This window comes from Streptomyces sp. NPDC001700 (genome assembly GCF_053596435.1).
The window spans coordinates 241,803-260,241 of the sequence record NZ_JBSFGE010000002.1 but is presented as its reverse complement, the minus strand read 5'-3'; the positions used below and the strand labels follow the sequence as shown (position 1 = coordinate 260,241).

General features: G+C 71.8%; 17 protein-coding genes. 12 read left to right on the top strand and 5 right to left on the bottom strand.

Annotated elements, in window-relative coordinates; translation table 11 throughout:
* Nucleotides 1-10: 10 nt before the first annotated feature.
* Nucleotides 11-256, bottom strand: coding sequence for a hypothetical protein (locus tag ACWC5C_RS04650; RefSeq protein WP_385436129.1), 246 nt, complete (start codon nucleotides 254-256; stop codon nucleotides 11-13).
* Nucleotides 257-341: 85 nt separating this feature from the next.
* On the opposite strand from ACWC5C_RS04650, the gene holA reads away from it, so the two are divergent.
* Entirely contained in the window at nucleotides 342-1,331 is a 990-nt protein-coding gene (gene holA, locus ACWC5C_RS04645) for a DNA polymerase III subunit delta (protein WP_450873663.1), read from the top strand.
* Nucleotides 1,332-1,352: 21 nt separating this feature from the next.
* On the opposite strand, the gene ACWC5C_RS04640 is transcribed toward holA, so the two are convergent.
* Complete coding sequence (locus ACWC5C_RS04640; protein WP_450873661.1) at nucleotides 1,353-2,264, bottom strand: hypothetical protein; 912 nt, start codon at nucleotides 2,262-2,264, stop codon at nucleotides 1,353-1,355.
* 247 nt (nucleotides 2,265-2,511) lie between these two features.
* The gene (rpsT, locus tag ACWC5C_RS04635) at nucleotides 2,512-2,778 is read right to left on the bottom strand and encodes a 30S ribosomal protein S20 (RefSeq protein WP_385436075.1); all 267 of its coding nucleotides are present in this window, start codon (nucleotides 2,776-2,778) and stop codon (nucleotides 2,512-2,514) included.
* A 194-nt stretch (nucleotides 2,779-2,972) separates the two neighbouring features.
* Between rpsT and lepA the strand changes: the two genes are divergently transcribed.
* The 4 genes from lepA to hemW all read left to right on the top strand — a co-directional run bounded on the left by lepA (nucleotide 2,973) and on the right by hemW (nucleotide 10,358).
* Nucleotides 2,973-4,856 carry a translation elongation factor 4 gene (gene lepA / locus ACWC5C_RS04630; RefSeq protein ID WP_450873659.1) on the top strand — a complete coding sequence of 628 codons (1,884 nt, stop codon included), beginning with the start codon at nucleotides 2,973-2,975 and terminating at the stop codon, nucleotides 4,854-4,856.
* A 198-nt stretch (nucleotides 4,857-5,054) separates the two neighbouring features.
* Complete coding sequence (locus tag ACWC5C_RS04625; RefSeq protein WP_450873657.1) at nucleotides 5,055-6,944, top strand: AMP-dependent synthetase/ligase; 1,890 nt, start codon at nucleotides 5,055-5,057, stop codon at nucleotides 6,942-6,944.
* Nucleotides 6,945-7,088: 144 nt separating this feature from the next.
* Entirely contained in the window at nucleotides 7,089-9,038 is a 1,950-nt protein-coding gene (locus tag ACWC5C_RS04620; protein WP_450873655.1) for a SpoIIE family protein phosphatase, read from the top strand.
* Between the two features lie 87 nt (nucleotides 9,039-9,125).
* Nucleotides 9,126-10,358, top strand: coding sequence for a radical SAM family heme chaperone HemW (gene hemW / locus ACWC5C_RS04615; protein WP_450873653.1), 1,233 nt, complete (start codon nucleotides 9,126-9,128; stop codon nucleotides 10,356-10,358).
* Here the strand turns inward: hemW and ACWC5C_RS04610 are convergent.
* Together ACWC5C_RS04610 and ACWC5C_RS04605 are read right to left on the bottom strand one after the other, a co-directional pair.
* Nucleotides 10,355-11,185, bottom strand: a complete 831-nt coding sequence (locus ACWC5C_RS04610; RefSeq protein WP_450873652.1) for a DUF3097 domain-containing protein — start codon at nucleotides 11,183-11,185, stop codon at nucleotides 10,355-10,357. The two genes, hemW and ACWC5C_RS04610, sit on opposite strands and share 4 nt — an antisense overlap.
* A gap of 46 nt (nucleotides 11,186-11,231) precedes the next feature.
* Nucleotides 11,232-11,981, bottom strand: coding sequence for an MBL fold metallo-hydrolase (locus ACWC5C_RS04605; RefSeq protein ID WP_450873650.1), 750 nt, complete (start codon nucleotides 11,979-11,981; stop codon nucleotides 11,232-11,234).
* 177 nt (nucleotides 11,982-12,158) lie between these two features.
* Here ACWC5C_RS04605 and hrcA point away from each other — a divergent pair, with 177 nt between their 5' ends.
* The 7 genes from hrcA (at nucleotide 12,159) to ACWC5C_RS04570 (ending at nucleotide 18,350) form a co-directional block, all read left to right on the top strand.
* A complete protein-coding gene (gene hrcA / locus ACWC5C_RS04600; protein WP_450873648.1) occupies nucleotides 12,159-13,172 on the top strand; it encodes a heat-inducible transcriptional repressor HrcA in 1,014 nt (337 codons plus the stop codon).
* On the top strand, nucleotides 13,173-14,306 hold the full coding sequence (gene dnaJ, locus ACWC5C_RS04595) for a molecular chaperone DnaJ (protein ID WP_450873646.1): 1,134 nt from the start codon (nucleotides 13,173-13,175) through the stop codon (nucleotides 14,304-14,306).
* Between the two features lie 177 nt (nucleotides 14,307-14,483).
* Nucleotides 14,484-15,572, top strand: coding sequence for a nitronate monooxygenase (locus tag ACWC5C_RS04590; RefSeq protein ID WP_450873644.1), 1,089 nt, complete (start codon nucleotides 14,484-14,486; stop codon nucleotides 15,570-15,572).
* Nucleotides 15,569-16,312: a 16S rRNA (uracil(1498)-N(3))-methyltransferase gene (locus tag ACWC5C_RS04585; protein ID WP_450873642.1), complete on the top strand. Its 744-nt coding sequence runs from the start codon at nucleotides 15,569-15,571 to the stop codon at nucleotides 16,310-16,312. The genes ACWC5C_RS04590 and ACWC5C_RS04585 overlap by 4 nt, the downstream gene beginning before the upstream one ends.
* Before the next feature lie 68 nt (nucleotides 16,313-16,380).
* Nucleotides 16,381-16,929 (top strand): hypothetical protein, encoded by a 549-nt coding sequence (locus tag ACWC5C_RS04580; RefSeq protein WP_450873641.1) that lies wholly within the window; start codon nucleotides 16,381-16,383, stop codon nucleotides 16,927-16,929.
* Nucleotides 16,930-17,064: 135 nt separating this feature from the next.
* Nucleotides 17,065-17,424 carry a histidine triad nucleotide-binding protein gene (locus ACWC5C_RS04575; protein WP_450873996.1) on the top strand — a complete coding sequence of 120 codons (360 nt, stop codon included), beginning with the start codon at nucleotides 17,065-17,067 and terminating at the stop codon, nucleotides 17,422-17,424.
* Between the two features lie 5 nt (nucleotides 17,425-17,429).
* Complete coding sequence (locus tag ACWC5C_RS04570; RefSeq protein WP_450873639.1) at nucleotides 17,430-18,350, top strand: ribonuclease Z; 921 nt, start codon at nucleotides 17,430-17,432, stop codon at nucleotides 18,348-18,350.
* Nucleotides 18,351-18,439: the final 89 nt, after the last annotated feature.

Below are 18,439 nucleotides of genomic sequence, written 5' to 3'. Positions count from 1 at the left end.
GGAACGGCGGTCAGTCGGTCTCCAGCCAGCCTTCGTACTCCTCGGCGAAGGCGTCCAGCGCGGCCGGGTCCAGCCGCGCGGCGGGGTCCTCGACGACCACCAGCCACTGGGCGTCCTCGGCGTCGTCCTCACCAGCCAGGGCGTCGCGCACCAGCTGGGGTTCCTCCGCGATGCCGAAGCGTTCGGGCAGCGCCTCGGCCACCTCCTCGGCCGCGTCGCGTTCGGGCAGTACCAGCACATGGCGCACGCCGTTCAGTCCTCCATCCATCACCGGAACATTGTCGGGCATACGAACGGCACGGAAGTCCGGGCTGTCGGCGGTCCGTGGGATGCTGTCCGCGATGGCCAGGAAGACGACATCCGACGACCCCCTCGCCCCGCTGACCCTTGCCGTGGGCCAGGAGGATCTGCTGCTCGACCGCGCCGTGCAGCAGGTGGTGGCGGCAGCCCGCGCCGCCGACCCCGACACCGATGTGCGCGACCTCACGCCCGACGCCCTGCAGCCCGGCACCCTCGCCGAGCTGACCAGCCCGTCGCTCTTCGCGGAGCGCAAGGTCGTGGTGGTGCGCAACGCACAGGACCTGTCGGCCGACACGATCAAGGATGTGAAGGGCTATCTCGGCGCCCCCGCCGAGGAGATCACCCTGGTGCTGCTGCACGCCGGTGGTGCCAAGGGCAAGGGGCTGCTCGACGCCGCCCGCAAGGCCGGGGCGCGCGAGGTGGCGTGCCCGAAGATGACCAAGCCCGCCGACCGGCTGGCGTTCGTCCGGTCGGAGTTCCGTACCGGCGGCCGGTCCGCGACACCGGAGGCCTGCCAGGCGCTGGTGGACGCCATCGGGAGCGATCTGCGCGAGCTGGCCAGCGCGGTGTCCCAGCTCTCGGCCGATGTCGAGGGCACGATCGACGAGGCCATCGTCGGCCGCTACTACACGGGCCGGGCCGAGGCGTCCAGCTTCACCGTCGCCGACCGTGCCGTCGAGGGTCGGGCGGCCGAGGCGCTGGAGGCGCTGCGCTGGGCCATGGCCACGGGCGTCGCCCCGGTGCTGATCACCAGCGCCCTGGCCCAGGGCGTCCGCGCCATCGGCAAGCTGGCCTCCGCCCCGCGCGGTGCCCGACCCGGTGATCTCGCCCGTGAGCTGGGCATGCCGCCCTGGAAGATCGACCGGGTGCGGCAGCAGATGCGCGGCTGGTCGGCGGACGGGGTGTCGGTCGCGCTGCGCGCGGTCGCCGAGGCCGACGCGGGCGTCAAGGGCGGCGGGGACGATCCGGAATACGCCCTGGAGAAGGCCGTCGTCGCCATCGCCCGTGCCGCCCGCGCAGGCCGTTCGTAGCCCCGGCAGCCCCGGCAGGCGCTACTCCTTCAGCTTCGCCAGGGTCGCCCGGGCGCTCTTTTCGAGCATCTCGGTGGCCTCCTCCGTCGTCATGGGGTCGGCGCTCGACGAGCTGGATACGTACTCCGACCACGTCGACTGATAGGTCATCCAGCCCTCCCGCACGCCGAGGATCACATACGCCCCGGTGTCGCTGCTGCCGGTGCTCTGCTGGGTGACGACGTACGCCTCGTCGCCGAGGCCGTCCACCTCGCTCACCTTGTAGGTGTAGCTGGAGGTCCGCTGGTCCTCGTACTGCCGGTACTGGGCCTCGAACTCCGGCTCCGGGTCGGTCTTCCGGTGCAGACCGGCCGTCGTGGACAGCCATTCCGAGGAGTAGTCGCTGGTGGACGCGTCGGTCGGCTCGAAGTCGATGCTGCAGCTCATCGAGTCCAGGGCCGGGGCCCGGGAGGAGCTGTGCCGGGGATTCGACGAGCTGGTGGAGTCCTTCTGCTCGTATCCGGCGTCCTCGATGGCCTCGAGGTCCGTCGAGGCGCACAGATTGCTGGTGTAGCTGTAGCCCGCGAGGTCGGCGTCCGGCTCACCGTCGAACCCTCCGGTCGCGAACAGCACGCCCGCCCAGACCGCCGAGGCGACGACGGCCCCGCCGAGCGCCCACAGCCAGCCCTTTCCGCCACCGGCGCCGCCCCCGCCCCCGCCTCCGACACCGGGCCCGGGCGGCATCGGGGAGGGCGCTCCGTACGCCCCGTATCCGCCGCCCACGGGCCCCGGAGGCGGCCCGGGAATCCCGGGCATGGTCGGCTGCGCGTACGCCGGAGCATGCGGCTGCGGCGGCGAGGCCTGCGGCTGAGGGGTCTGCTGGGGCGGGAGCGGCGGCTGAGGTGGCTGCGGCGGCGGCCCGTACGGATTGGGTGTCTCCCCCGGTATCGACATGACGTGAACATACCCGTAGAAACACCAAAATCCCCCCGCTGTGCAGGGGGCATCGGGCATAGCGCAGCCGGATACAGCACTGCCGGACACAGCAATGCCCCCGGAGTGGGCCCGGGGGCATTGAACGTAGCGTGGCGTACTACGAAGGCTGTCCGTGATCCGAGGTAGAGGGCTCGGATGTTCCCCACGGTGGGGTGGGGGCGAGGAGTCGCCCCGGTGGGTCACCCGTGCGGGTGGCCCGGAAGAGTCAGCCCTTGAGGCCGGCGATCTGCTGCGCGATGGCCGACTTCTTGTTGGCGGCGTTGTTCTTGTGGAGCACGCCCTTGCTGACGGCCTTGTCCAGCTTGCGCGCGGCGGCGCGGGCGGCGGCGGTGGCCTTCTCGGCGTCACCGGCGGCCACGGCCTCGCGGGTCCGGCGGATGGCGGTCTTCAGCTCGGACTTGACGGCCTTGTTGCGCAGTCGCGCCTTCTCGTTCGTCTTGTTCCGCTTGATCTGGGACTTGATGTTCGCCACGTGAAAGAGCCTTCGCAGGTTCGATGGTTTCGCTGTCTGTCGTGCGTTCGCGTCCCGCGCGAGAGGGTCGCGTAAGACACAGTCGGCCAGATTACCAGCAGCGCTGCTGGCCTCCCAAACCCGGAAGCGGTCGCCGTTCATGGGACCATGGGGAAACCGAGAAGACCGAGTCCCGCCTAGACACAGGACGCTGCGTGCCCGCGACCCCTACCAATGTGCCGGAGCCGAGCCGTACCGACCCGGCTCTGATCCGTAACTTCTGCATCATCGCGCATATCGACCACGGCAAGTCGACGCTTGCCGACCGCATGCTTCAGCTGACCGGTGTGGTCGAGCAGCGACAGATGCGCGCGCAGTACCTCGACCGGATGGACATCGAGCGCGAGCGCGGCATCACGATCAAGTCCCAGGCGGTCCGGCTGCCCTGGGCGCTGACCGAGGAGCAGAGCAAGCCGCAGCCGGTCACCCATGTGCTCAACATGATCGACACCCCTGGCCACGTGGACTTCACCTACGAGGTCTCGCGTTCGCTGGCGGCCTGTGAGGGCTGCGTCCTGCTGGTCGACGCGGCCCAGGGCATCGAGGCCCAGACCCTCGCCAACCTCTATCTGGCAATGGAGCACGAGCTCACGATCATCCCGGTCCTCAACAAGATCGACCTCCCGGCCGCCCAGCCCGAGAAGTTCGCCGCCGAGCTGGCGCACCTCATCGGCTGCGACCCCTCCGACGTGCTCAAGGTCTCCGCCAAGACCGGCGAGGGCGTGGACGAGCTGCTGGACACGGTGGTGCGGCTGGTCCCGCCGCCCGTGGGGGTCAAGGACGCGCCCGCCCGCGCGATGATCTTCGACTCTGTCTATGACGCGTACCGCGGTGTCGTGACGTACGTGAAGGTCGTGGACGGCAAGCTCAGCAAGCGTGAGCGCATCAGGATGATGTCCACCGGCGCCGCCCACGAGCTGCTGGAGATCGGCACCAACTCACCCGAGATGACCGCCTCCGACGGCCTGTCCGTCGGTGAGGTGGGCTATCTGATCACCGGTGTGAAGGACGTCCGCCAGTCCAAGGTCGGCGACACGATCACCCAGTTCACCAAGGGCGCCGAGGAGCCGCTGGGCGGCTACAAGGACCCCAAGCCGATGGTGTTCTCGGGCCTGTACCCGCTGGACGGCTCGGACTATCCGGTGCTGCGCGAGGCCCTGGACAAGCTCCAGCTCAACGACGCCGCGCTGGTCTACGAGCCGGAGACCTCCGCCGCCCTCGGCTTCGGCTTCCGGGTCGGCTTCCTCGGGCTGCTGCACCTGGAGGTCATCCGCGAGCGCCTGGAGCGCGAGTTCAACCTCGACCTGATCGCCACCGCGCCCAACGTGGTCTACCGGGTGGACATGGAGGACGGCGCCGAGCACACGGTGACCAACCCCAGCGAGTTCCCCGCAGGCAAGATCGACAAGGTGCACGAGCCGGTCGTCCGGGGCACGATCCTCGCCCCGAGCGAGTTCATCGGCGCGATCATGGAGCTGTGCCAGAACCGCCGCGGCGTGCTCCTCGGCATGGACTACCTCTCCGAGGACCGGGTCGAGATCCGCTACACGCTCCCGCTCGCCGAGGTCGTCTTCGACTTCTTCGACCAGCTGAAGTCCAAGACCCGCGGTTACGCCTCGCTCGACTACGAGCCCACCGGTGAGCAGGCCTCCGACCTGGTCAAGGTCGACATCCTGCTGCACGGCGACAAGGTCGACGCCTTCTCCGCGATCACCCACAAGGACAAGGCGTACGCGTACGGCGTCCGGCTGGTCGCCAAGCTGCGCGAGCTGATCCCGCGGCAGAGCTTCGAGGTGCCGATCCAGGCCGCCATCGGCTCCCGGGTCATCGCCCGCGAGACCGTCCGCGCCATCCGCAAGGACGTCCTCGCCAAGTGCTACGGCGGTGACATCTCCCGTAAGCGGAAGCTGCTGGAGAAGCAGAAGGAAGGCAAGAAGCGGATGAAGATGGTCGGCAGCGTGGAGGTGCCGCAGGAGGCCTTCATCGCGGTGCTGTCCTCCGACGACGCGGGCGGCGGCGACAGCAAGGGGAAGAAGTAGTCGTAGTCGAAACGGGCCCGGCGCTTAAGGAGGCGCCGGGCCCGTTGTCGTGTGACGCTCGATGGACGGGGAAGTCTTCCTCATTCGAATTACGAGGCCCGGAACCCCTTACGCAGTACGGTTCCGGCCCTTACGCTGATCGCCACGCGAAGGTTACTCGCGAGTCACCAAGCACTGAGGCGGGCCCCGGAGGATGCCGTGACCGACACCCAGAATCTGCTCGAGAACCGGCCGCCGTCCCTGGCGACGCATTTCCTCCAGCGCGTCGAGGCGACACCGGACAAGGAGGCGTACCGCTATCCGGTGCCGCCCGCCTCCGGCCGGGGCCCGGACGAGTGGCGCCCGCTGACCTGGCGCGAAAGCGCGGACCGGGTCTTCGCCATCGCCGCCGGGCTGATCACCCTCGGCGTCAGCCCCGAGGAGCGGGTGGCGCTCGCCTCCTCGACGCGCGTCGAATGGATCCTCGGCGACCTCGGTGTGCTGTGCGCGGGCGCGGCGACCACCACGGTCTACCCGAGCACCAACGCCGAGGAGACCGCCTTCATCCTCGCCGACTCCGGCAGCCGGGTCCTGATCGCCGAGGACGGCGCCCAGCTCGCCAAGGTCCGTGAGAAGCGCGACGAACTGCCCGACCTCGCCCATGTGGTGGTGATCGAGGCCGAGGACGCGACCCCCTCGGGGGGCGACCCGGAGGGCTGGGTGCTCTCCCTCGCCGAGCTGGAGAAGCGCGGCGCGGCGCATCTGGCCCAGCACCCCGACGCCGTACGGGAGCGGACGGACGCGCTGCGCGCCGATCAGCTGGCGACGCTCATCTACACCTCCGGTACCACTGGCCGCCCCAAGGGCGTACGGCTGGCGCATGACTCCTGGTCCTACATGGCCATCGCCATCGGCACCCAGGAGGGGCTGCTCTACCCGGACGACATGCAGTACCTGTGGCTGCCCCTCGCGCATGTCTTCGGCAAGGTGCTGACGGCGGGGCAGATCTACGTCGGACACACGACGGCCGTGGACGGCCGGGTCGACAAGATCATCGAGAATCTGCCGGTCGTCCGGCCCACCTATATGTGCGGCGTGCCACGGATCTTCGAGAAGGTCTACAACGGGGTCGCGCAGAAGGCCCGCGAGGGCGGCGGCGCCAAGTACAAGATCTTCCAGTGGGCGGCCGGGATCGCCCGCGACTACGCGAAGACCTCCCAGGACAACTTCCGCCGCACCGGCACCGCGTCCGTTCCCTTCGCCCTCAAGGCCCAGCACGCCGCCGCCGACAAGCTCGTCTACACCAAGCTGCGCGAGGCGTTCGGCGGGCGGCTGCGCGCCGCCGTGTCCGGTTCGGCCGCGCTGGCCCCCGAGATCGGCTACTTCTTCGCGGGCGCCGGGATCAACATCCTGGAGGGGTACGGGCTCACCGAGTCCAGCGCCGCCAGCTTCCTCAACCCGCCGGACTACCGCACCGGTACGGTCGGCAAGGCGTTCCCCGGCACGGAGGTGCGGATCGCCGACGACGGCGAGGTGCTGCTGCGCGGCCCCGGCATCATGCAGGGCTACCACGGGCTGCCCGACCTGACCGAGAAGGTGCTGGAGTCCGACGGCTGGTTCCACACCGGCGACATCGGGGAGATGTCGCCCGATGGCTATCTGCGGATCACCGACCGCAAGAAGGACCTGATCAAGACCTCGGGCGGGAAGTACGTCGCCCCGGCGGAGGTCGAGGGCCAGTTCAAGGCGGTGTGCCCGTTCGTCTCCAACATCCTGGTGCACGGCGCGGACCGCAACTACTGCACCGCGCTGATCGCCCTCGATGAACCGACCCTCATGGGCTGGGCGCGGGAGCACGGCCTGGCGGGGAAGTCCTACGCCGAGGTCGTGGACACCGAGGCGGTGCGGGAGTTGATCGACGGCTATGTGCAGCGGCTCAACGAGGGGCTGCAACGCTGGCAGACGATCAAGAAGTTCCGGCTGCTGCCGCGTGATCTGGACGTGGAGCACGGCGAGCTGACGCCGAGTCTGAAGATGAAGCGACCCGTGGTGGAGCGTGAGTACAAGGCCCTGATCGAGGACATGTACGCCGGTACCCGCGAGGCCTGACGGCAGGGCCTTCACCGGAAGGGCCATTACCGGAACAGGCTCGTCCTACGCACGATTTTTCCCCTCAACACAGTTAACTTGCGTGACTCGGTGCATATAACTGCGGTCCGTCTGTCACTCTGTCCGTGCCGGGTTACGGCGCATATGACGGAGCTTCTCAGGAGCCGCACAGTGGGGACGTCATCTTCCACCCCGTCTGCATCCGCAGGCGGGGTGGCTCTGCCGGTCGGGGGAATCGGTCCTGTACGAACCAGCGCCTCGGCCCGCGCGAGCCTGCCCGGCAGCCCGCTCGCGGCGTCCGCCGCACGCCGGTTCGTGCGCGCCGCGCTCGCCGAGTGGGTCGCGCTCGACGTACCGGCCGCCGACCGGATCACCGAACGGACCGCGGACGAGGCCGTCCTGCTGGTGAGCGAGCTGGTCACCAACGCCGTGGTGCACGCGGGCACGGCCGTCGAGGTGTGCTGCGCGCTCGATGTGTCCAGCCACGAGGGCGATCCGCCCTCCCTCGTCGTCGAGGTGACCGACCACCACCCCACCCGGGTGCTGCGCGGCGACCCGCCGGACGGCGTGGACGGCGCGGAGTGCGCGGGCGGCCACGGGCTGCGGCTCGTCGCCGAGATCGCCGAGGCGTGGGGGACGACGTACCGCCGCGCCAGCAAGACCGTGTGGTTCCAGGTGTCGGTCACGCCCGCCGCCGAACCGGCGGTGCCCGAGGAGCCCGCGGCCGGGGACCTCGCGCCCTCGTGGGCCTCGCGCGGCACCGGGATCGTCGCCCCCGTGCCGCGCCGGGTGCCCGCCCGCCGCGCCGATCCGGAATGGACCCGGCACGGCGCGCTGTCCTTCCTCGCCGAGGCGTCCGACCTGCTCGCCGGGCAGTTCGACGAGGAGCTGGTCACCTCGCTGGCCGGACAGCTGCTGGTGCCGCGGCTCGCCGACTGGTGCGCGGTCTGGCTCGACTCCGGCAGCGGACCGCCGCGGCTGGCCCGGGTCTGGCACGCCAGCGAGAGCCGCATGGAGGGGCTGCGGCAGGTGCTGGAGAAGGAACCGCCCCAGCTGCCCGCCACCGCGCGCGGCGGCGCCCTGGACTGGCCCTGGCCCGCCGACCCCGCGGCGTACGGGCCCGGCGGCGCGGCCCTGGCCTGCCGGCTGATCGCGGGCGGGCGCGCGCTGGGCACGCTGCTGATCGGCCGGGCCGGGCTGGTGCGCATGCCCGACGAAGTCGTCGGCCTGATCGAGGACTTCGCGCGTCGCGTCGCGCTCTCCCTCGCCTCCGCCCGGCGCTACACCCGCCAGGCCACCATCAGCCGGGTGCTCCAGCGCGGGCTGCTGCCCTCCGGGATCGCCCGCATCCCCGGCGTCGAGTCGGCCGTCGTGTACGAGCCGACCGGCGACATCTCGGCCGGAGGCGACTTCTACGACGTCTTCCCGGCCGGTGACGGGCGCTGGTGCTTCGTCCTCGGCGACGTCTGCGGAAACGGTCCTGAAGCGGCCGTGGTGACCGGACTGGTCCGGCCCTGGCTGCGGCTGCTGGGCCGCGAGGGCTACGAGGTGGGCGAGGTCCTCGACCGCCTCAACCAACTGCTGGGCGAGGAGGCCGTCGGCGAGGCCGTCGAGGCCGCGGGCGGCGCCGACCCGGGCGGCGCGGGCCTGCCCCCGGGCGGCGGCCCGGCGCGGTTCCTCTCGCTCCTCTACGGGGAGCTGGTGCCGCTGGGACCGGGCGACGAGGGCGGCGGCGTGCGGTGCACGCTGGCGAGCGCGGGCCATCCGCTGCCGCTGGTCCTCCAGCCCGATGGAACGGTACGAACGGTCGCCGTGCCGCAGATACTCCTCGGCGTGGTCGAGGACGCCGCGTACGAGAGTGAAACGTTCGATCTGGCGCCCGGCGAGACCCTGCTGTGCGTGACCGACGGGGTGACGGAGCACCGCTCCGGCAGCCGCCAGTTCGACGACGAGGACGGCCTCGCGGCGGTGCTCGCGGGCTGCGCCGGGATGAGCGCGCGGGAGGTCGCGGAGCGGGTGCGGCGGGCGGTGGACGAGTTCGCGGTGGAGCCGCCGGACGACGACCTGGCGATGCTGGTCCTCAGAGCGCTGTAGCCGTCAGCAGAGCGCTGTAGGAGCCCGGCGGGGGAGCGGAGCGGCCGTGGGCGGGGCGCGCCCGCGCCATGGCGGACAATGGGGCGTATGCCTTCCGTACTGCCCGACGGCGACCCCATGCCCCAGGACGGCGCGCTGCCCCCCGGCGCGCTGGCCGCGGCGGCGGGGCGGCCGCTGGGGTTCTATCTCCACGTGCCCTACTGCGCCACCCGCTGCGGGTACTGCGACTTCAACACGTACACCGCCGCCGAGCTGCGCGGTTCCGGCGGCGTGCTCGCCTCCCGGGACAACTACGCCGAGCAGGTCGCGGAGGAGGTGCGGCTCGCGCGGAAGGTGCTGGGGGACGACCCGCGCCCGGTCGAGACCGTATTCGTCGGCGGCGGCACGCCCACTCTGCTCGCGGCGGCGGACCTCGGGCGGATGCTCGGCGCCATCCGCGACGAGTTCGGGCTCGCGGACGGAGCCGAGATCACCACCGAGGCCAATCCGGAGTCGGTCGATCCGCGGTATCTGGAGGCGCTGCGGGAGGCCGGGTTCAACCGGGTGTCGTTCGGGATGCAGAGCGCCCGGCAGCACGTCCTGAAGGTGCTGGACCGCACCCACACCCCCGGGCGCCCCGAGGCCTGCGTCGCGGAGGCGCGGGCGGCCGGGTTCGACCATGTGAACCTGGACCTGATCTACGGCACCCCCGGCGAGAGCGACGACGACTGGCGGGCCACCCTGGAGGCGGCGCTCGGCGCGGGCCCGGACCACGTATCGGCGTACGCGCTGATCGTCGAGGAGGGCACCCAGCTGGCGCGGCGCATCCGGCGCGGCGAGGTGCCGATGACCGACGACGACGCCCACGCGGACCGGTATCTGATCGCCGAGGAGATGCTGTCGGCGGCCGGATTCGACTGGTACGAGGTCTCCAACTGGGCCACCTCGCCCCAGGGCCGCTGCCGCCACAACGAGCTGTACTGGCGCGGCGCCGACTGGTGGGGCGCGGGCCCCGGCGCCCACAGCCACGTCGGCGGCGTGCGCTGGTGGAACGTCAAGCACCCCGGCGCGTACGCCCAGGCGCTCAGCGAGGGCCGCTCACCGGGCGCCGGGCGGGAGCTGCTGTCCGACGAGGAGCGCCGGGTCGAGCGCATCCTGCTGGAGCTGCGGCTGTCCGAGGGATGCCCGCTGGAGCTGCTGCGCCCGGCCGGTGCGGCGGCCGCGGCGCGGGCGCTGGAGGACGGGCTGCTGGAGCCGGAGCCCTACCGGCAGGGCCGGGCCGTGCTCACGCTCAGGGGCCGTCTGCTGGCCGACGCGGTGGTGCGGGACGTGGTCGACTAACCGGCCTCGGGCGCCGTCACGAAATCGATCAGCTCCTCGACCCGCCCCAGCAGCTCCGGCCGCAGGTCCTTGTAGGAGTGGACCGCGGACAGGATCCGCTGCCACGCCGCGCCCGTGTTCTCCGGCCAGCCCAGCGCCCGGCAGACGCCCGTCTTCCAGTCCTGGCCGCGCGGCACCGTCGGCCAGGCCGCAATGCCCAGCGAGGACGGCTTCACGGCCTCCCACACGTCGATGAAGGGGTGCCCGACGACCAGCACGCTCTCGTCGGTGATCTGCTCGGCGATCCGGGACTCCTTGGACCCGGCCACCAGATGGTCCACCAGGACACCGAGCCGGGCGTCCGGGCCGGGGGAGAAGTCGCGCACGATGGCGGGCAGGTCGTCGACGCCCGCCAGGTACTCCACGACCACGCCCTCGATGCGCAGATCGTCGCCCCAGACCCGCTCCACCAGCTCCGCGTCGTGGCGGCCCTCCACATAGATGCGCCCGGCGCGGGCGACCCGCGCACGGGCGCCCGGGACGGCGACCGAGCCGGAGGCGGTGCGCTGCGGGGCGCTCGGGGCCGTCGCGCGCGGGCGTACGAGGGTGACGACGCGGCCCTCCAGGAGGAAGCCGCGCGGCTCCATGGGGAAGACGCGGTGCTTGCCGAAGCGGTCCTCAAGAGTGACCGTCGGCCCCTGCGCGGTCTTCTCGCAGCGGATCACGGCACCGCAGAACCCCGTGGTGACCTCCTCGACCACGAGGTCCGGGTCCGCGGGGACCTCGGGGGCGGGCTGCTGCCGCTTCCAGGGCGGGGTGAGATCCGAGTCGTAGTGTCGGCTGCGCATCCGGATGACGATAGCGCGGCGGGTTAACGGGACACGCCGAGGCGCGTTAAGGGGAGGCGCCTGGGCGGGACACGCCGAAGCGTGCGGCCAGTTCGTCGCGTTGGGCCCGTACGAAGGCCGCGTCCACGACCGACCCGTGGCCGGGGACGTACCGCGCGTCCTCGCCGCCGAGGGCGAGCAGCCGGTCGAGGGCGGCGGGCCAGTGGGCGGGGATCGCGTCGGGTCCGGCCTGCGGCGGGCCCGACTCCTCGACCAGATCGCCGCAGAACACCACCTCCGGCTGCCCCGGCACGCCGCCCGGAACCAGAACGGCCAGGTCATGGGCGGTGTGCCCGGGGCCCACGTTCGCCAGAAGCACAGACCGGCCGCCCAGGTCGAGGGTGATCTCCCCGGAGACCACGTGATGCGGCGGTACGAGGTGATCGGCGGCCTCGGCGGCGGCCCCCGGGGGCACACCGTGCCGTATGGCGTCCTCGCGCAGCGCCTCCCGGTCGCGGCGCAGCAGACCGTCCACGCCGGTGGCTCCGTACACTTCGCAGCCCGCGAACGCGGCCGTGCCCAGGACATGGTCGAAGTGCGGATGGGTGAGCGCGATCCGGGTCGGACGGCGGCCGGTCAGCCGGGTGATCTCGGCCCGCAGCGCCGCGCCCTCGCGCAGCGTCGAGCCGGTGTCCACCACGAGGACGTCCGTCCGGCCGGTGATCACGCCGATCGTGCAGTCCCAGTCGGGCAGCCTGCGGCGGGCGACATCGGGACCGAGCTGTTCCCACCCGGCCTCTTCCCAACACGTCTCCATACCGAGACGCTAGCTCCAACAGCGATAGCGTGACGGGTGGCCGGGGCGCCGGCGGGGGGGCGGCTCTTGCCGTGCCCACCGCACCCCGCCGTACACTGGCTGAGGGGTTCTGGCACTCGTGACCGTTGAGTGCCAGAGGGACGACCTGATGACACGGCTGGACTGGAGGTGCGCGGGGTGCTCAGCGAACGCAGACTCGAAGTGCTGCGTGCCATTGTCCAGGACTATGTGGGCACCGAGGAGCCGGTCGGCTCCAAGGCGCTCACCGAGCGCCACCGGCTGGGGGTCTCCCCGGCCACGGTGCGCAACGACATGGCCGCGCTGGAGGACGAGGGCTTCATCGCCCAGCCGCACACCAGCGCCGGGCGCATCCCCACGGACAAGGGCTACCGGCTCTTCGTGGACCGGCTGGCCGGAGTGAAGCCGCTGTCCGCCCCGGAGCGGCGGGCCATCCAGAACTTCCTGGACAGCGCCGTCGACCTCGACGACGTGGTGGGGCGCACCGTCCGGCTGCTGGCGCAGCTGACCCGGCAGGTCGCGGTGGTGCAGTATCCGTCGCTGACCCGTTCGACGGTGCGGCACGTGGAGCTGCTGCCGCTGGCCACGGCCCGGGTGATGCTGGTGCTGATCACCGACACCGGCCGGGTCGAGCAGCGCGTGGTGGACTGCCCGGCTCCGATCAGCGACGACTCGCTGGCGGATCTGCGGGCCCGGCTCAACAGCCGGGTCGTGGGGCGGCGGTTCGCGGATGTGCCGCAATTGGTGCAGGATCTTCCGGAGTCCTTCGAGCAGGAGGACCGGGGGACGGTCTCGACCGTGCTGGCGACATTGCTCGAAACGCTTGTCGAGGAGACCGAAGAGCGGCTGATGATCGGCGGCACCGCGAACCTCACGCGCTTCGTGCATGATTTCCCCCTGACGATCCGGCCCGTGCTGGAGGCACTTGAGGAGCAGGTCGTCCTCCTCAAGCTGCTCGGCGAGCAAGACTCGGGTATGACCGTGCGTATTGGGCATGAGAATGCTCACGAGGGGCTGAATTCCACCTCGGTCGTCGCGGTCGGCTACGGTTCGGGCGACGAAGCCGTCGCCAAACTCGGCGTGGTCGGACCGACCCGCATGGACTACCCCGGAACGATGGGAGCGGTACGCGCAGTGGCACGTTACGTCGGACAGATCCTGGCGGAGTCGTAAGTGGCGACGGACTACTACGCAGTCCTGGGCGTGCAGCGCGATGCCTCGCAGGACGAGATCAAGAAGGCATTCCGCCGGCTCGCACGCGAGCTGCACCCGGACGTCAATCCGGATCCGAAGACCCAGGAGCGGTTCAAGGAGATCAACGCCGCTTACGAGGTGCTGTCGGACCCGCAGAAGAAGCAGGTCTACGACCTGGGCGGGGACCCGTCGGGGTCGGCCGCGGGCGGTGGCGCCGGTGGGTTCGGCGCGGGCTTCGGCAACTTCTCCGACATCATGGACGCGTTCTTCGGCACCGCCTCGCAGCGCGGCCCGCGGTCCCGCACCCGGCGCGGCCAGGACGCCATGATCCGCCTCGACGTGGAGCTGAGCGAGGCCGCGTTCGGCACCACCAAGGACATCCAGGTCGACACCGCCGTGGTGTGCACGACCTGCAGCGGTGAGGGCGCGGCGCCGGGCACCTCGGCGCAGACGTGTGACATGTGCCGCGGCCGCGGTGAGGTCTCGCAGGTGACGCGGTCCTTCCTCGGCCAGGTCATGACCTCGCGGCCGTGCCCGCAGTGCCAGGGCTTCGGCACCGTGGTGCCGACCCCGTGCCCGGAGTGCGCGGGCGACGGGCGGATCCGCTCGCGGCGCACGCTGACTGTGAAGATCCCGGCCGGTGTGGACAACGGCACCCGCATCCAGCTCGCGGGCGAGGGCGAGGTCGGCCCGGGCGGCGGCCCGGCGGGCGACCTGTACGTGGAGATCCACGAGGTCCCGCACCCGGTCTTCCAGCGGCGCGGTGACGATATGCACTGCACGGTGACGATCCCGATGACGGCGGCGTGCCTCGGTACCAAGGTGCCACTGGAGACGCTGGACGGCCTGGAGGAGATCGACATCCGGCCCGGCACCCAGTCCGGCCAGTCGGTCCCGCTGCACCAGCGCGGCATCACGCATCTGCGCGGCGGCGGCCGGGGCGATCTGATCGTGCACGTCGAGGTGATGACCCCGACCAAGCTCGACCCCGAGCAGGAGGAGCTGCTGCGGCGGCTGTCCAAGCTGCGCGGCGAGGAGCGGCCGACCGGCGAGTTCAAGCCGGGCCAGCAGGGGCTGTTCTCGCGCCTCAAGGACGCGTTCAACGGACGCTAGGCGCCCGGCCGGGGGTCCGGGGGTTGGCCCCCGGGGGATGCGGCCAACGGACGCTAGGCGCCCGGCCGGGGGCCCCCGGGGGATGCGGCCAACGGACGCTAGGCGCCCGGCCGGAACGCCTTCGGCGGACGCTGATCCGGTGACGGATCGTCGCGGGGGACATGGCACGATGTGGCCATGTCCTCCGCGCTGACCGATCTCGCTCGGTACCCGATCGTGCAGGCTCCGATGGCGGGCGGGGCCTCCTGCCCGCAGCTTGCCGCCGCTGTCATCGAGGCCGGGGGCCTCGGTTTCCTCGCCGCCGGTTACAAGACGCCGGAGGCGATGTACGAGGAGATCAAGCAGCTGCGCGGGCTGACCGGCCGCCCCTTCGGCGTCAACCTGTTCATGCCGCAGCCGCCCGGCGACCCGACCTCCGTGGCGGTCTACGCCGACCGCCTGGCGGGTGAGGCGTCCCGCTACCAGGCCGCCCTCGGGGACCCCGAGGCCAGCTCGGACGACGCGTACGACGCCAAGCTGGCGATCCTGCTGAACGACCCCGTTCCGGTGGTCTCGTTCACCTTCGGCTGTCCCACCCGCGCCGTGCTGGACGCGTTCGCCCGGGTGGGCACCCGGACCATCGTCACCGTGACCTCGCCGGTCGAGGCGGAGACCGCCCAGTGGGCGGGTGCCGATGCCGTCTGCGTCCAGGGCGTGGAGGCCGGTGGCCACCAGGGCGGCTTCCGTAACGACCCGGCGGACGACGCCCCCGGGGCCGTGCTCGGGCTGCTGTCGCTGGTCGCGCTGGTGCGCGAGACCGTGCAGATCCCGATCATCGCGGCGGGCGGGCTGATGCGCGGCTCGCAGATCGCCGCGGTGCTGGCCGCTGGCGCGTCGGCGGGACAGCTGGGCACCGCGTTCCTGGTCTGCCCCGAGTCGGGCGCGAACGCCCTGCACAAGTCGGCCATGACCGATCCGCTCTTCGGCCGGACCGAGCTGACCCGGGCGTTCTCCGGCCGCCCGGCACGCGGGCTGGTCAACCGGTTCATCCGCGACCACGGCCCGTACGCCCCGGCCGCCTACCCCCAGCTGCACCACCTCACCTCCGGGCTGCGCAAGGCGGCGGCCAAGGAGGGCGACCCGCAGGGCATGGCGCTGTGGGCCGGGCAGGGGCACCGGCTGGCGCGCGAACTGCCCGCCGCGCGGCTGGTGGAGACCCTGGTGGTCGAACTGGACGCGGCGCGGTCCGGCTACGGGCTCCAGGCCCCGCGAGGCGTGGTGTCGTGAGCGCCCCGGTGTTCGTGGCCGACGACCTCGCGGGAGCGGCCACAGGGGCCCGTATCGCGCTGGAGGGCCCCGAGGGGCGCCACGCGGTCTCGGTGAAGCGGCTGCGGGTCGGCGAGGCCGTCGTCCTCACGGACGGCGCCGGTACGGGCGTATCGGGCACCGTGGCGGCCGTCGAGGGCAAGGACCGGCTGCTGGTCGAGGTCGACGGCGTACGCCGGGAGGCGGCGCCGAGCCCGCGGATCACCGTCGTGCAGGCGCTGCCCAAGGGCGACCGCGGCGAGGTGGCCGTGGAGACCATGACCGAGACGGGCGTCGACGCGATCGTCCCGTGGGCGGCCGCCCGCTGCATCACCCAATGGAAGGGCGAGCGCGGGCAGAAGGCGCTCGGCAAGTGGCGGTCGACCGCGCGCGAGGCGGGCAAGCAGTCCCGCCGTCTGACCTTCCCGGAGGTCGCGGACGCGATGACGACCAAGGAGGTTGCTCGGCTTCTCGCCGAAGCCGACCTCGCGGCCGTGCTCCACGAGGAGGGCAGCGAGCCCCTGGCGACGGCCCAACTGCCCCACGAGGGGCATATCGTGCTCGTCGTGGGCCCCGAAGGGGGCGTCTCGCCGGAGGAGTTGGCGGCCTTCGCCGCGGCGGGTGCCGGGCCGTACCGGCTGGGCCCGAGCGTGCTGCGCACCTCCACGGCCGGAACGGCCGCCGCGGCACTGCTGTTGGGGCGCACCGGCCGCTGGAGCTGACGCCGAGGGCGCCCGGGTGGCCGACGAAGGTCTTCCGGTTCGCCGTGGGTGATGGGAACCTGTCCTCTATGGGGGTATTAAGCCATCATGTACGGCACGGGCGGCCGCTGCTGGCCGCCGTGGCCACGGTCGTCGCGGCCATCGCGGTGACGGGCTGTGAGCCGAGGGACGGCGCGGTCACCGCGGTCGCCGTCTCGATCACCACGGACAAGGTCGGCACCTCCGCCCTGGAGCGGGGCGGCATCGGGGTGCGCTGGCTGACCTGTAACGCGGATCTGAAGCGCGGCCCCACGGCCGGGGCCTCGGCATCGAGCGCCGGTGATTCGGGCACCACGGACGCCTCGGTGGACTGCCGGGGCAGGACCGAGGACGGCAAGGCCATCGGGATCAGAGGCAAGGTCACCTATGTGCGCGAGAACCACTGTGTGCGCGGCGATCTGACCGGCACGGTGGAGCGTCAGCAGGTCTTCCAGGCCAATGTGATCGGCGAGTGCGAAGGCGGCAGCGACACCGACGGCCGCGACAGCACGGTGAGCCCCACGCCGACCCGCACCCACCCCTGGGACGAGGCCACCACCCACCCGTGGGATCGCGGGACCACCGCGCCCGGGAAATAGGCTCCCGTGGACGTTCCTTGATCACCATCTGGTTCGAGCGCACCGCCCTGCGGGAGGCCCGGTAGCATCCCGTGCGGAAGCCTTGATGATCCAGAAGTGCTGATGATCCAGCCGACGATCCGTAAGGAGCCACCGGTGGCGGGAGAACCGCAGGCCGACTGCCTGTTCTGCAAGATTGTCTCGGGGGAGGTCCCGGCGACCGTCGTCCGTGAGACGGACACCACCGTCGCCTTCCGCGACATCAACCCCCAGGCGCCGACGCATGTCCTGGTGATCCCCAAGGCGCACTACCCGGACGCCGCGTCCCTGGCGGCCGCCGAGCCGCGGATCGCCGCCGATGTGCTGGGCGAGACGGCCACGGTCGCCGCCGACGAGAAGATCGACGGCACGGGCTACCGGGTGGTGTTCAACACGGGCTCCGGGGCCGGGCAGACCGTCTTCCACGCGCACGCCCACGTCCTCGGCGGCCGAGGCCTCAACTGGCCCCCCGGGTAGTCCCGTTGTCCGCACGTGAAGTGGTCGTCCTCGGCACCGCCAGCCAGGTGCCCACCCGGCACCGCAACCACAACGGCTATCTGCTGCGCTGGGACGGCGAGGGCGTGCTGTTCGACCCCGGCGAGGGCACGCAGCGGCAGATGCTGCGGGCCGGGGTCGCCGCCCATGACATCAACCGGATCTGTATCACCCACTTCCACGGGGACCACTCGCTGGGGCTGTCCGGCGTCATCCAGCGGATCAACCTCGACCGGGTCCCGCACCCGGTGACCGCGCACTACCCGGCGAGCGGACAGCGCTTCTTCGACCGGCTGCGGTACGCCACGGCCTACCGCGAGACGGTCCAGCTGGCCGAGCAGCCGGTCGGCGGCGCGGGCGGGGTGATCGCCCGTACCCCCGCGTACACCCTGGAGGCGGCCCGGCTCTCGCACCCGGTCGAGTCGTACGGCTACCGCCTCGTCGAGCCGGACGGCCGCCGGATGCTGCCGGAGCGGCTCGCGGCGCACGGGGTGCGCGGGCCCGAGATCGGCCGTCTCCAGCGCGAGGGCGCCATCGAGCGGGACGGGCGCACGGTCACGCTGGAGGAGGTCAGCGAGGTCCGGCGCGGCCAGCGGTTCGCCTTCATCATGGACACCCGGCTGTGCGAGGGCGCGCACGCGCTGGCGGAGGGCTGCGATCTGCTGGTGATCGAGTCGACGTTCCTGGACGAGGACGAGCCCCTCGCCACCGAGCACGGCCATCTGACGGCCGGGCAGGCGGCCCGGATCGCGGCCGGGGCGGGCGTACGCCACCTGGTACTGACGCACTTCTCGCAGCGGTACGGCGACCCGGCCGAGTTCGAGCGCCAAGCGCGGGCGGCGGGCTTCGACGGGGAGCTGACCGTCGCCAAGGACCTGATGAGCGTCGCCGTACCGAAGCGCCGCTAGCGCTCTCCGGTCGCGCTCCGCCGCGATCGGGCACACTGGCCGCATCCGCCCCGCCCGCAGCGACAGAACAGAACGGCCCGACCTGGGAG